Source organism: Mycobacterium sp. (assembly GCF_035506235.1).
Lineage (GTDB): Bacteria > Actinomycetota > Actinomycetes > Mycobacteriales > Mycobacteriaceae > Mycobacterium.
On sequence record NZ_DATJPU010000108.1, the window covers coordinates 49,590 to 62,938 of the forward strand.

Annotated in this window: 13 protein-coding genes and 1 pseudogene; 9 read left to right on the plus strand and 5 right to left on the minus strand. The window is 69.1% G+C overall.

Annotated features, from left to right (window positions below; all coding sequences use genetic code 11):
• The first annotated feature begins 8 nt into the window (after positions 1–8).
• From VMD50_RS10100 to VMD50_RS10115, 4 genes are read left to right on the plus strand one after another with little or no spacing between them, the layout of a single operon-like run.
• On the plus strand, positions 9–833 hold the full coding sequence (locus tag VMD50_RS10100; protein ID WP_325427350.1) for a class I SAM-dependent methyltransferase: 825 nt from the start codon (positions 9–11) through the stop codon (positions 831–833).
• A complete protein-coding gene (locus tag VMD50_RS10105; RefSeq protein WP_325427352.1) occupies positions 830–1,630 on the plus strand; it encodes a class I SAM-dependent methyltransferase in 801 nt (266 codons plus the stop codon). Before VMD50_RS10100 ends, VMD50_RS10105 begins: the two co-directional genes overlap by 4 nt.
• Complete coding sequence (locus VMD50_RS30000) at positions 1,627–2,022, plus strand: hypothetical protein (RefSeq protein WP_325427354.1); 396 nt, start codon at positions 1,627–1,629, stop codon at positions 2,020–2,022. The genes VMD50_RS10105 and VMD50_RS30000 overlap by 4 nt, the downstream gene beginning before the upstream one ends.
• A complete protein-coding gene (locus tag VMD50_RS10115) occupies positions 1,929–2,516 on the plus strand; it encodes an alpha/beta hydrolase (RefSeq protein ID WP_325427379.1) in 588 nt (195 codons plus the stop codon). Before VMD50_RS30000 ends, VMD50_RS10115 begins: the two co-directional genes overlap by 94 nt.
• 79 nt (positions 2,517–2,595) lie before the next feature.
• On the opposite strand, the gene VMD50_RS10120 is transcribed toward VMD50_RS10115, so the two are convergent.
• Positions 2,596–3,843, minus strand: a complete 1,248-nt coding sequence (locus tag VMD50_RS10120; RefSeq protein ID WP_325427356.1) for an HNH endonuclease signature motif containing protein — start codon at positions 3,841–3,843, stop codon at positions 2,596–2,598.
• Positions 3,844–4,042: 199 nt separating this feature from the next.
• Between VMD50_RS10120 and VMD50_RS10125 the strand changes: the two genes are divergently transcribed.
• On the plus strand, positions 4,043–4,573 hold the full coding sequence (locus VMD50_RS10125; protein ID WP_325427357.1) for a DinB family protein: 531 nt from the start codon (positions 4,043–4,045) through the stop codon (positions 4,571–4,573).
• Between the two features lie 690 nt (positions 4,574–5,263).
• On the opposite strand, the pseudogene VMD50_RS10130 reads toward VMD50_RS10125, so the two are convergent.
• Positions 5,264–5,635, minus strand: a pseudogene (locus tag VMD50_RS10130) (NmrA family NAD(P)-binding protein); the annotation flags it as partial.
• A 97-nt stretch (positions 5,636–5,732) separates the two neighbouring features.
• On the opposite strand from VMD50_RS10130, the gene VMD50_RS10135 reads away from it, so the two are divergent.
• From VMD50_RS10135 to VMD50_RS10145, 3 genes are all read left to right on the plus strand, one after another.
• The gene (locus VMD50_RS10135; RefSeq protein WP_325427359.1) at positions 5,733–6,347 is read left to right on the plus strand and encodes a TetR/AcrR family transcriptional regulator; all 615 of its coding nucleotides are present in this window, start codon (positions 5,733–5,735) and stop codon (positions 6,345–6,347) included.
• A 68-nt stretch (positions 6,348–6,415) separates the two neighbouring features.
• Complete coding sequence (locus tag VMD50_RS10140) at positions 6,416–7,171, plus strand: beta-phosphoglucomutase family hydrolase (RefSeq protein WP_325427361.1); 756 nt, start codon at positions 6,416–6,418, stop codon at positions 7,169–7,171.
• A 13-nt stretch (positions 7,172–7,184) separates the two neighbouring features.
• Positions 7,185–9,551, plus strand: coding sequence for a glycoside hydrolase family 65 protein (locus VMD50_RS10145; protein WP_325427363.1), 2,367 nt, complete (start codon positions 7,185–7,187; stop codon positions 9,549–9,551).
• Here the strand turns inward: VMD50_RS10145 and VMD50_RS10150 are convergent.
• Positions 9,545–10,108, minus strand: a complete 564-nt coding sequence (locus VMD50_RS10150) for a TetR/AcrR family transcriptional regulator (RefSeq protein WP_325427365.1) — start codon at positions 10,106–10,108, stop codon at positions 9,545–9,547. The two genes, VMD50_RS10145 and VMD50_RS10150, sit on opposite strands and share 7 nt — an antisense overlap.
• A 62-nt stretch (positions 10,109–10,170) precedes the next feature.
• Between VMD50_RS10150 and VMD50_RS10155 the strand changes: the two genes are divergently transcribed.
• Complete coding sequence (locus VMD50_RS10155) at positions 10,171–11,064, plus strand: TauD/TfdA dioxygenase family protein (protein ID WP_325427367.1); 894 nt, start codon at positions 10,171–10,173, stop codon at positions 11,062–11,064.
• Between the two features lie 64 nt (positions 11,065–11,128).
• Here the strand turns inward: VMD50_RS10155 and VMD50_RS10160 are convergent, their stop codons facing one another.
• Positions 11,129–12,865 carry a GMC family oxidoreductase gene (locus VMD50_RS10160; RefSeq protein ID WP_325427369.1) on the minus strand — a complete coding sequence of 579 codons (1,737 nt, stop codon included), beginning with the start codon at positions 12,863–12,865 and terminating at the stop codon, positions 11,129–11,131.
• A gap of 133 nt (positions 12,866–12,998) precedes the next feature.
• Positions 12,999–13,349, minus strand: a 351-nt coding sequence (locus VMD50_RS10165) for an IMP dehydrogenase (protein ID WP_325427371.1), incomplete at its 5' end; no start/stop codon positions are given.

The window sequence follows — 13,349 nt, forward strand, 5'->3', positions numbered from 1 at the left end:
CGGAAATAGTGAGTACATCCGACAGCACCTATGTCCTCGGGCACGCCGACGTGGAGGTGCAACGGCTGCTCCTGCAGGGGCGGCTGTACGACGGCTACACCGAGCACGCGCTGCGGCTCGCCGGGCTGGGGCCGGGCATGCGGGTGCTCGACATCGGCTGCGGCCCCGGCGACGTGTCGTTCGTCGCCGCCCGGCTCGTCGGCCCGGCGGGCAGCGTTCTGGGTGTGGACGCCGCGCCCGAGATGGTCGAGCTGGCCCGCGCCCGCGCGGCCGAACGAGGTCTGTCCACGGTGCACTTCACGCAAGCCGCCATCGACGCGATCACCCTGGACGAACCGGTGGACGCGGTGGTCGGGCGGTTGATCCTGATGCACCTGCCCGATCCCGCCGCCACGCTGCGCCGGCTCAGCTCGTTCGTGCGGCCCGGCGGCGTGATCGCGTTCTCCGAGAACGACATCGCCGCGACGCGCAGCACCCCGGACCTTCCGCTGTTCCGGCAGGTGACCGACGGGATCGTGCGCGCCTTCGAGGCCATGGGGCTGAGCCCGCGGTTCGGCACCACGCTGCACACGGTCTTCGCCGACGCCGGCCTGGGCGCACCCCGGCTGACCCTTGGCACGCCGATCGGCACGGCCGCCGACACGGACATCCTGGCCTACGCCGCCGAAGTCTGGCGACTGGTATCCCCCATCGCGGAACAGCACGGCTTCGCCATCGACGACCTCGCCGACATCGACACCTTCGTGCCGCGCTTCCGCGAAGAGGCGCTGGCGGCCGACGCCCTCATCGCGATGCCGTCGATCATCACCGCGTGGGCCGAGGTGCGGCGATGAACGACACAATCTCCGACCAGTACTCGACGGGGCTGTCGCGCAACAACATCGAGCGGGCGCTGCGCTCCGCCGGGAAGGATCTCGACGGCCTCACGCCCGCCGACCTGGGCCTGCTCGAGGACTTCCACACGATGGGCCGCATCGCGACAGCGCAGCTGGTCGACCTGGCGCAGATCACCGGTGAGAGCGAGGTGCTCGACGCGGGCAGCGGGGTCGGCGGCACCGCCCGCTACGTCGCCGACCGTTACGGCTGCCGGGTCACCGCCGTGGACCTCACCGACGAATACTGCGAAACGAACCGCTGGCTCAACCGGCTCGTCGGGCTCGAGGGGCGAATTTCGGTTCGCCGGGCGGACGTCACCGAACTCCCCTTTGCCGACGACAGTTTCGACGTCGCAATCAGCCAGCACGTCCAGATGAACGTGGCGGACAAGGCGCGCCTGTACTCCGAAGCGCGGCGGGTGCTGGAGCATGGCGGGCGGCTTGCCCTGTGGGACATCACGGTCGGCGAGGGCGAACTCAGCTATCCCCTGCCCTGGGCCGACCACCCCGCGCGCAGCCACCTGGTCACACCCGGGGAGCTGCGATCCGTCGTCGAGTCCGCCGGGTTCACCGTCGTGGCGTGGAACGACCTCACCGAGCAGGCGGCCGCGCTCATGCAGGCCCTGCTGGCCCAGCCCGCCAACCCGCTGGGCCTGCACGCCTTCGTCACCGACTTTGCGCGCAAGGCCGAAAACCTCACCCACGCCCTGACCGACGGACGCGTCCGCGCCATCCAGGCGATCGGCGAGGCATGAATACCATGCAGCTCAACGAGATTCCGGACCAGCGCTACACGCTGACCTGGAGCGGCGGCCGCGGCGAGGTCAAGTTCCTCCGGCGGTCTGAGAGCTCCCGGTTGCGCTACTTCACGGTGGGAACCGGCCCGCCGCTGGTGCTGCTCCACACCGTCCGCACGCAGCTGGACTACTTCCAACGGGTGGTTCCCGCGGTCTGGGACGACTTCACGGTGTACGCCCTGGACCTGCCCGGCATGGGCTGGTCGGATGTCGTGCCCGGGCGCGATACGGAGAGCCCGAATTACGCGGCGCCGTCATCGAATTCATCAAGGCACTGGACCTGCGTGACGTCACGTTGGCGGGCGAATCGATGGGCGCCGCGCTGGCGCTGCTGGCCTCGATCCAGCTGAAGGACCGGGTGAGCGACGTGATCGCCATCAACCCCTACGACTACCCGGGCGGCCTGGAACGCGGCAACTGGTTCGCCCGCCTGATCGGAACCAGCGTGCGCCTGCCCGGTTCGGGGCCGGTCTTCGCCCGACTCGAGAATCGCGCGATCCTTCGGGGTGTGCTGGCCGGCGGCTTCGCCGACCACGGCGCGTTGCCGAAGAACTTCCTCACCGAGCTGCGGCGAAGCGGCCGCCGTCCCGGTTACCCGAGGGTGAATCGGGCCATCATGCGCAGCCTGCCCGGTCTCATCGACGCGAAAGGCCGCTACGCGCAGGTGAATACGCCGGTCACGCTGGTCTACAGCGAGCACGATTGGTCGCGCCCGGCGGATCGGGACCAGGTCGCCCGCCTACTCGGTGTGCAGGCCAGCACGTCGCCCCGCGCGGGCCACTTCTCGGCCCTCGAGCGACCCGCGGAGATGGTCCGCATCATCCGGCACGCGCGGCGTCCATAAGCTGCGGCGGTGCAGCCCAACCTGGCTCAAATCAGCGGGTTGCGCACACAAAATGCTTTATGTCCCAACACTAGTCAGCCTAGTTGGTGGTGGGTGGTGGTGGTTGGGGTTGGAAGGGTTCGTACCACCACCAGTCGGCGCGTTCGCCGGTGGGTCCGGGGCAGGGCGGCACCGCGGGTGAGGGTTGGGTGGGTGGACGCGCCAGCGATGCTGGGCTGAGGACTCGCCCGGCGCTGTCGGTGACGGTCAGAGCGGTCGCGGTTCCGGTGATGGTGATCAGGCCGCGGTGGTGTGCCCGGTGGTGATAGGGGCAGACCAGGACCAGGTTGGCCAATTCGGTGGCACCGCCGTCTTCCCAGTGCCAGATGTGGTGGGCGTGCAGGCCGCGGGTGGCCCCGCAGCCAGGGACTGCGCAGCTGGGCTGGCGGTGCTCAAGGGCGCGGCGCAGCCGCCGGTTGATTCCGCGGGTTGTGCGCCCGGCGCCGATGAGCTGTCCGGCGCGTTCGAACCAGACTTCGCAGGTGGCATCACAGCTCAGGTATTGGCGTTCGGCCTCGGACAGCAGCGGACCCCGGTGCAGCGCGGCGGCGCGCCGCTCGACGTCGAGGTGGACCACCACGGTGGTGTGCTGGCCATGGGGGCGCCGGGTGGCCTCGGTGTCCCAGCCGGTCTCGACCAGGCGCCAAAACGCCTCCAGGGTGCCCGGCAGCGGGGGCCGCTGATCCGCACCGCCCTCGCTGTGGTCGTGTTTCCATTCGGTGATCAGCGCCTCCCGATGAGACGCCAAGGCGGCGTCGAACTTCGCCGCACCCAGGTGATCGAGTGTGATCCGGTAGCAGCTGCCCTGCTCGTTGGTGGTCTTGGTGAGCGAAGGCTCGGATTGGGGTCGCGGTTCGGGATCGGGTCGGGGTTCGAGCTTGACCGCGGTGCGCAGCTGGTTGACCGTGGCGACCTGCGCCAGCTGGGCGTAGTGCTCATCGGAGCCCTCCCCGGCGCGCGCGGCGATGACACCGACCTGATCCAGCGACAGCCGACCCTCCCGCAGGCCCGCCGCGCAGCGCGGGAACTCCGCCCGCCGGCGCGCCACGGTGGCAATCGTGTGGGCGTTGGCCGAGGACGCCCCCAGCTTCCAGGCCACCAACGCCGCCACCGAGCGTGCACCCGTCATCCCGCACAGCTCGTCGCGCTCGATCTCGGCCACGATGTCCACGAGGCGCCCATCAATGGCGTTGCGCTGCCCGGCCAACTCCGCCAACTCCTCAAACAACACCCCCAGCCGCTCTTTCGGGCTCACCACCACAGCGCCAGCAGATGCGGTCGAAGACATAACCCCATCATCGCAGCCGGGTACGACAAAAATCGGCCGCCCAATCCACACCCGGGCGCGTCCGTCATCAGGCCAAGCCGGACAGCCCGGCCCCCGACTTCAGTGCGCAGATCCCGCAACCCCAACCGAAGAACAACAGGTCTAGCCACGGAGACGATCCGCATCGTCCGGCGCGCGCGGCCTCCATAAGCTGTGCACCGTGGACCGGTGCGAGGAGTGCGGATACGCCTACGACCTGACCGCCGCAACACGGGCCGGCGACGACATCCTGCTCGGCGTCGCCGAATTGGCCCGGCTGCTTGTCACCACCGAGCCACATACCCTGGCGCGGCGGACCGCGCCGGAGTTGTGGTCCCCGCTGGAGTACGCCTGCCACGTCCGCGACGTCCTGATCACCCAGCGCGAGCGGGTGCTGCTGGCTCGTCGCGTCGACGTACCCGCCGCCGTGCCGATGGGCCGCGACGAACGCGTCGCCCATGAGGGGTACGCCGAGAGCGACCCGACCGAGGTCGCCGAGGAGGTGACGGTCGCCGGGCGGCTGCTGGCGAACGCCCTACGCCGACTCGATACCCGCGACTGGGAGCTCCGCATCGTCTACAACTGGCCGCAGCGCTGCGAACGGACGCTCCGCTGGGTGGCCGTCAACACGCTGCACGACGTGCGGCACCACCTGCTGGACATCCACCGCCAGCTCGCCCGAGCCGAACCGGCAGTTGGCCGCGTCAACTGACGGGCTGTGCTCGCCGAGCCAGACGGCCGACTCGCCCGAATACCGCGGCCGGGCGGGTCGGGGATGCTGCTGGCGACGGTCGAAGCGATCGAGCCGGGGCGTCGGCACCAGCCCGGTCAGCACGAGATTCCCGACCTCGCGCAGCATCCTGCCCGCGGTGCGCCGGGTGTCCGCCGCGTTAACGTAGCGGCGGGCGATGGTGAGAAAGTCTTCCGGCTCGACCCCCGCGACGTCACGCACATCGGTGGTCGGGCCGCCCACCTCCCAGGTGCCCAGGCCGGTCTCGGGCAGGTAATGGCGCAAACCGGACTCGAAGAACATGTCTACGCCGAGCCGCTTGGAGTTCAACCGCACAGCCCGCAGGAACATCCAAGGGGGAATTTCCATAAGGTGGACCCGCCGGCCCAGCGCCTCACCTAGCGCGTCGGCGATGTCTTTGCCGGACAACAGCTTTGGCCCCGTCGGGCGATAGGCCCGACCGTCGTGGCGATGCGGGTCGAGCAATGCGCCAACCGCGACCCGGGCGATGTCTTCGTTGGACGGGGGCGCGTTGCGTCGTGCTCCGGTATTCGGCATCGGCAACACCCCGAGTTGGGCGGCAACCGGCAGCACCTGGAAATAGTTGTCCGCGAAGAAGCCGGGATCGACCGCGACGTGGGCGGTGTCCGGCAGCAGCTGAAACAGCTTGTCGGACAACCATTGCTGGCGCGTCATCAGAGACGGATGCTCGGGGCTGGCAAGCCACTGGCCCAGCGCGACCACCGCCTCGACGCCCGCGCTGCGTGCGGCCACGGCGAAGGTGACGGCACTGTCGAGGGCGTGGGGATGGTACGGGGGGTTGAAGAACAACCGATTCACGCCGTCGACCGCGGCCCGAACCTGTTGAATGTCAAGCATATCCGCCACGACGATTTCGGCGCCCAAGGCGCGCAGCCGGGCACTGCGCCCGTCATCGCGATGCACCAATGCCCTGGTGGCCACGCCCCTTTCCAGCAATTGGGTCGCCACCGCGCCGCCGATTTTTCCCGTGGCCCCGGTGACCAGCACACGTGCGTTTGTCATTGGAGTTCCTTCCGATGTGACCAGTGGTTACATTGGCCAGTATGCGACCGGGATGTGACCGTTGTCAACATTTCGGGCCATGTGAGATCGTGGTGGCATGGGTTCCGTCGGCGCCGGCCCCACCGGCGAAAAGCGCTACCATCACGGCGCGTTGCAGTCGGCGCTGATCGAGGCGAGCATCGCGCTGGCCCGCGAGGGCGGACCCGATCGGGTGATCCTGCGCGAGGCGGCCAGAGCCGCGGGAGTGTCGCATTCGGCCGCCTACCGCCACTTCGCCGATCGCGAGGCGCTGTTGGCCGAGGTGTCGCGCTTTGCGCGCAACGAGCTCGCCACGCAGATGCGCCGACGCGTCAATCGCACCAACGACCCTCGCAAGAGACTGCGCGCCGTCGGCACCGCCTACATCGATTTCGCGATGTCGGAGCCGGGGCTGTTTCGCACCGCGTTCACCTCGCATCCCGCGACGTCCCCCGAGCCAACCGACACCACCGCCGACCCCTTCGGGGTCCTCGGTCAGGTACTCGACGAAGCCCAGGCCGCCGGCTTACTGGACGCTCGCCGCAGGCCGGGAGCCGAGGTTGCGGCGTGGTCCGCCGTGCACGGTCTGGCGGGCCTGCTACTCGATGGACCGCTCCCCGCGAGCCCCGCCGCCATCAGATTCTCGCGGGACCGAGTGCTAGACCTCATCGAGCGCGGCCTGCTGGACGAGTGACGCTGGCGGCACGCATCTCGGCATGGTGGAGTGGGTATCGCACCAAGTATCGCCCGCTAGCCGAGAGAGTGAGGTCCCTGGTGAACACAGCGCTGGGTCTGCCAGAGAAGGTGCGTGCCTGTCTGTTCGACCTCGACGGCGTGCTCACCGATACCGCGAGCGTTCACACCAAGGCCTGGAAGGCCACGTTCGACGCCTACCTGTCCGAACGGGCCAAGCGAACCGGAGAGAAGTTCGTCCCCTTCGACCCCGCCGACGACTACCGCAAATACGTCGACGGCAAGAAGCGCGAGGACGGGGTCCGGTCGTTTCTGAACAGCCGGGGAATCGAGCTGCCCGACGGCAACCCGGACGACCCCGGCGACGCCGAGACGATATACGGCCTGGGCAACCGCAAGAACGAGATGTTCCAGAAGGTGCTGCACGACGACGGCGTCGAGGTTTTCGACGGGTCGCGCCGCTACCTGGAGGCGGTCTCGGCCGCGGGCCTCGGGATCGCCGTGGTCTCCTCGAGTGCCAACACCCGCGACGTCCTCGAGATCACCGGCCTCGACCGCTTCGTTCAGAAGCGGGTGGACGGCGTCACGCTGCGCGAGGAGCACATCCCCGGCAAGCCGGCCCCCGACTCCTACCTGCGCGGGGCCGAGGCCCTCGGCGTCGGCCCCGACGCCGCGGCCGTCTTCGAAGACGCGTTGTCGGGCGTGCAGGCGGGCCGTGCCGGCCACTTCGGCTACGTGGTGGGCGTCGACCGGGTGGGCCAGGCCGAGGATCTGCGCCGTAACGGCGCCGACGTCGTGGTCACCGATCTCGCCGAGCTGCTGTGAGGCATGATCCCCGATGATCACTGAGGAAGCCTTCCCCGTCGAGCCGTGGCAGATCCGGGAGACCCAGCTCGACCTGAACCTGCTGGCCCAGTCCGAATCCCTGTTCGCGTTGTCCAACGGGCACATCGGCCTGCGCGGCAACCTCGACGAGGGCGAGCCGCACGGCCTGCCGGGCACCTACCTGAACTCCTTCTACGAGATCCGCCCGCTGCCGTACGCCGAGGCCGGCTTCGGCTACCCCGAGGCCGGCCAGACGATCGTCGACGTCACCAACGGCAAGATCATCCGGCTGCTGGTCGAGGACGAGCCGTTCGACGTCCGCTACGGCGAGCTCATCTCGCACGAGCGGGTGCTCGACCTGCGCGCCGGGACGCTGACCCGCCGCGCGGACTGGCGCTCGCCCAACGGCAAGCAGGTCAGGGTGGTGTCCACCCGCCTGGTCTCCCTGGCCCAGCGCGGCGTCGCGGCCATCGAGTACGTGGTCGAAGCGGTCGGCGAATTCGTGCGCGTGACCGTGCAGTCCGAACTGGTCACCAACGAGGACCAGCCGGAGACCTCCGACGACCCGCGGGTGTCGGCGATCCTGGAGCGCCCGCTGGAAGCCGTCGACCACGAAAACACCGAGACCGGAGCGCTTCTCATGCACCGGACCCGGGCCAGCGCCCTGATGATGTCCGCGGCGATGGAGCACGAGATCGACGTTCCCGGTCGCGTCGAGTTCAGCACCGACGCCCGCCCCGACCTGGCCCGGACCACCGTGATCTGCGGGCTGCGCGCCGGCCAGAAGCTGCGCATCGTCAAGTACCTGGCGTACGGCTGGTCGAGCATGCGCTCCCGCCCGGCGCTGCGCGACCAGGCCGCCGCCGCCATCCACAGCGCCCGCTACACCGGCTGGCAGGGGCTGGTGGACTCCCAACGGTCCTACCTCGACGACTTCTGGCAAAACGCGGACGTCGAGGTCGAGGGCGACCCCGAATCCCAGCAGGCCGTCCGGTTCGGGATGTTCCACCTGTTGCAGGCCAGCGCCCGCGCCGAACGTCGCGCCATCGCCGCCAAGGGGCTCACCGGAACCGGCTACGACGGCCACGCCTTCTGGGACACCGAGGCCTACGTGTTGCCGGTGCTGACCTACACCGCGCCGCACACCGTCGCCGACGCGCTGCGCTGGCGGGCGTCCACGCTGGAACAAGCCAAGGAGCGGGCGTCCGAACTGGGCCTGGACGGGGCCAGCTTTCCGTGGCGAACCATCCGCGGGCAGGAATGCTCGGCGTACTGGCCGGCCGGCACGGCGGCGTGGCACATCAACGCCGACGTCGCGATGGCCTTCGAGCGCTACCGCACCGTCACGGGCGACCAGGACCTGGAGCGTGAGTGCGGCCTGAAGGTGCTTGTCGAGACCGCCCGGCTGTGGATGTCGCTCGGGCACCACGACCGGCACGGCGTCTGGCACCTCGACGGCGTCACCGGACCCGACGAGTACACGGCGATCGTCCGTGACAATGTCTTCACGAACCTGATGGCGGCGAACAACCTGGTCACCGCCGCCGACGCCTGCAACCGCCACCCCGAGGAGGCGACGGCGCTGGACGTCACCACCGAGGAGGCCGCCTCCTGGCGCGATGCGGCCGACGCCGTCAACATCCCCTACGACGCCGAACTGGGCGTGCATCAGCAGTGCCTGGGGTTCACCAACTTCGCTGAATGGGACTTCGGAAAGAACACCACCTATCCCCTGCTGCTGCACGAGGCCTACGTGCGGCTCTACCCCGCCCAGGTGATCAAGCAGGCCGACCTCGTGCTGGCGATGCAGTGGCAGAGCCACGCCTTCACGCCCGAACAGAAGGCCCGCAACGTCGACTACTACGAGCGGCGCACAGTGCGCGACTCGTCGCTGTCGGCCTGCACGCAGGCGGTGATGTGCGCCGAGGTCGGACACCTGGAGCTGGCACACGACTACGCCTACGAGGCCGCGCTGATCGATCTGCGCGACCTGCACCACAACACGCGCGACGGACTGCACATGGCCTCGCTTGCCGGGGCCTGGATGACGCTGGTCGTGGGGTTCGGCGGCCTGCGCGACGACGAGGGCATCCTATCGCTGGATCCCCAACTGCCCGAAGGCATTTCGCGCCTGCGGTTCCGGCTGCGGTGGCGAGAGTTCCGGCTGACCGTCGACGTCAACCATTCCGAGGTCACGTACCGAGTGGACGACGGGCCCGATCACGAGCTGACCATCCGGCACGCCGGCGAACAACTGACGCTGAAAACCGATTCGCCGACGACCGTCGCCGTGCGCATCCGCAAACCCCTGCTCCCGACGCCGCAGCAGCCGCCGGGCCGCGAGCCACTGCGCCGGCGCGCCCTGGCCCGCACTCAGTGAGGTTCGAAGACCCGGGCCACTTCGGCATCCACCGCCTTGCGGATCTCGGCGTCGGTCAGCTCGTCCAGACCGGTGGCCGAGCGCAGGATGGGCGCGAACAATCGCCAACCAAATTGCAGCGCAAGGGCATTGGCGACGGCCAGCCGCGCGCCGAGCTCGGTGTCATGGCGCGGCCGCACCTTGTCCAGCAGCCCGGCGACGTTGGGGAAGCGCTTCTGTAGCTGCGCGGCCGGATACCCGTCGAGCACGGTGCGCGCCATGACCCGCATCTGCTTGTCAAGCGCCCGTTCGATGTCGGCCGGCGCGCCCGACTCGAGCAGTTCCTTCAGGTTGGCGCCGAGGTGATCGAGCACGGCGCCGACGAGCTGGTCCTTGGTGCCGAAGTGCCGAAACACCAGCCCGTGGTTGACCTTTGACCGGGCGGCGATGTCGCGGATCGACGTCGCGGCCGGGCCGCGCTCGGCGAACAGGTCGGTGGCGGCCTCCAGGATGGCGGCGCCCACCTCTTCCCGACCGGTGGGATTTTTCCGCCTGGCACTTGCCGAACGTGTAGTCATGTGACTACACTAGCGCATGTAGTCGATTGACTACACCTGAACTTGCCGAAGGAACGAAAGAAATGACCGACACCCTCACCGTCACCAAGCTCGGCAGCCGGATCGGCGCCCGACTCGACGGGGTGCGCCTGGGTGGCGACCTCGACCCGGCCACCGTCGGGGAGATCCGCGACGCGCTGCTGGCCCACAAGGTGATTTTCTTTCGCGGGCAGGACCACCTCGACGACGAAGAACAGCTCGCGTTCGCCGGGCTGCTGGGCACCCCGATCGGCCACCCCGCCGCCGCCTTCCTCGCCGGCAAGGACGCGCCGGTCATCACGCCGATCAACTCCGAATACGGCAAGGCCACCCGCTGGCACACCGATGTCACGTTCGCGGCCAACTACCCGGCGGCATCGATCCTGCGCGCGGTCACCCTGCCCAGCTACGGCGGGTCGACCCTGTGGGCGTCGACCGCAGCCGCCTACGAGCAGCTGCCCGAACCGCTGAAGTGCCTCGTGGAAAACCTCTGGGCGCTGCACACCAACCGCCACGACTACGTGAACACCGAGGAGCTGAACGACGCGCAGCGGGCGTTCCGGCAGGCCTTCGAGAAAAAGGAGTTCCAAACCGAGCACCCCGTGGTGCGGGTCCACCCGGAGACGGGTGAGCGGACGCTGGTGCTAGGCGATTTCGTGCGCGGGTTCGTCGGAATGGACAGCTACGAATCGGCCGTGCTGTTCGAATTGCTCCAGCGTCGAATCACCATGCCCGAGAACACCATTCGCTGGAGCTGGAGTTACGGCGACGTCGCCATCTGGGACAACCGGGCGACCCAGCACCGGGCGATCGACGACTACGACGGCCAGCGCCGGCTCATGCACCGGGTCACGCTGATGGGCGACGTGCCCGTCAACGTGCACAGGCAACGCAGCCGGGTCGTCAGCGGCGCCCCGCTCGAAGCGATCGCGAGCTGACTGGAACTGATGGTGACGACCCGCAGCGCCCGGCTACGCCGCGCTCGCGAGCTGAGTTGAGGGGTCAGCCCGCGGTGCTCACCGGGTCGATCGGTAGCCAGTGCAGCGCGCCCGGCGCGTGCGCTGGCACCACCGGGTGCCCGGGCGGGATCGGGGACATCCGGCGGTAGGTGTCGCCCTGCAGCGGCCGCAGGTCGTTCTCGCCCTTGTTCGGCCACAGCGAGGCGGCGCGTTCGGCCTGCGCGGTGATGGACAGCGACGGGTTGACGCCCAGGTTCGCCGAGATCGCCGCGCCGTCCACCACGAACAGCGTGGGATAGCCGTAGACCCGGTGATACGGGTCGATGACGCCGTGTTCGGGGTTGTCGCCGATCACCGCGCCGCCGAGGAAGTGGGCCGTTAGCGGGATGTTGAACAGCTCGCCCCAGGTGCCGCCGGCCACGCCGTCGATCTTGGCGGCGATGCGGCGGGTGACCTCGTTGCCGACCGGGATCCACGACGGGTTCGGTTCGCCGTGCCCCTGCTTGCTGGAGTACCAGCGGATTCCGAGCTTGCCACGCTTGGTGAACGTGGTGATCGAGTTGTCCAGGTGCTGCATCACCAGCGCGATGACCGTGCGCTCGCTCCACTGGCGGACGTTGATCATCCGGAGGAGGCCGCGGGGGTCTTCGCGGCCCTGGTCCAGCAGCTGCTTCCACCGCGGCACGTAGGTTTCATCGGGCCCTGGCCCATCGGTCATCAGCGTCTGCAGCAGCCCCATCGCGTTGGAACCCTTGCCGTAGCGGACGGGCTCGATGTGGGTGTCCGACGTCGGGTGGATCGACGACGTGATCGCCACACCGTGCGTCAGGTCCAGCTCGGGCAGCACCTCCAGCGTCGCGGCGCCGACGATCGACTCGGAGTTCGTCCGGGTCAGCACGCCCAGGCGCTTCGAGAGCCGGGGCAACTTGCCCTTGTCGCGCATGTTGAACAGCAGGTGCTGCGTTCCCCAGGTGCCCGCGGCCAGGATCAGGTTTTCGGCGGTGTAGGTGCGCCGGTCGCGGCGCAGCCAACTTCCGGTGCGAACCGTGTGGACCTCCCACAGCCCGTCGGGGCGCTGCTCGAAGCCCTTCACCGTCGTCATCGGAATGACGTGCGCGCCATGGGCTTCCGCGAGGCCGAGGTAGTTCTTCACCAGGGTGTTCTTGGCGCCGTAGCGGCATCCGGTCATGCAGCAGCCGCATTCCAGGCAGCCGGTGCGGTCGGGACCGGCGCCGCCGAAGTAAGGGTCGGGCACGGTCTTGCCCGGCGCCTTGGTGCCGTCCGGGCCGAAGAACACCCCGACCGGCGTCGGCACCCAGGTGTCGCCGCAGCCCATGTCGTCGGCGACTTCCTTGACGAGGCGGTCGGCGTCGGTGAACGTCGGGTTCTCGACGACGCCCAGCATCCGTTGCGCCTGTTCGTAGTGCGGCATGAGCTCGTCACGCCAGTCGGTGATGTGCGCCCACTGCTGGTCTTTGAAGAACGGCTCCGGCGGCACGTACAAGGTGTTGGCGTAGTTGAGCGAGCCGCCGCCCACGCCGGCGCCGGCCAGGATCATCACGTTGCGCAGCGGGTGGATCCGCTGGATGCCGTAGCAACCCAACTTGGGCGCCCACAGGAACTTGCGCAGGTCCCAGGAGGTCTCGGCGAACTCCTGGTCGGAGAAGCGGCGGCCGGCCTCCAGCACCCCCACGCGGTAGCCCTTTTCCGTCAGCCGCAGCGCGCTGACGCTGCCCCCGAACCCAGAACCGATGATCAGGACGTCGTAATCCGGCTTCATGGCACCAGTATGGCCGTGCCCGCCGGTAATAAACTAGCCAGCCCACGACGGCTCGCACTCCCTCGACGACCGCCACGCTGGCGTGACGCTCGCCGACGACCGTCACTCTGGCGTGACGCTCGGCAGCGGGAGCTCAGCTACCGACCGCCAGGCCGACCTTCTGGAACTCCTTGAGGTCGCAATAACCGGCCTTGGCCATCGACCGGCGCAGTCCGCCGACCAGATTCAGGCTGCCGAACGGGTCGTCGGACGGGCCGTTGAGCACCTGCCGCAGCGGCGGGCGCTCGCCGACGGCGATCTGCAGCAACGCCCCGCGCGGCAACGACGGGTGCGCCGCCGCGGCCGGCCAGAACCAGCCGCCGCCGAGCGCCTCGGCGGACTCGGCCAGCGGCGTGCCCAGCACCACCGCGTCGGCGCCGCAGGCGATGGCCTTGGCCAGCTCGCCGGAGGTGTGGATGTCGCCGTCGGCCAGCACGTGCACGTA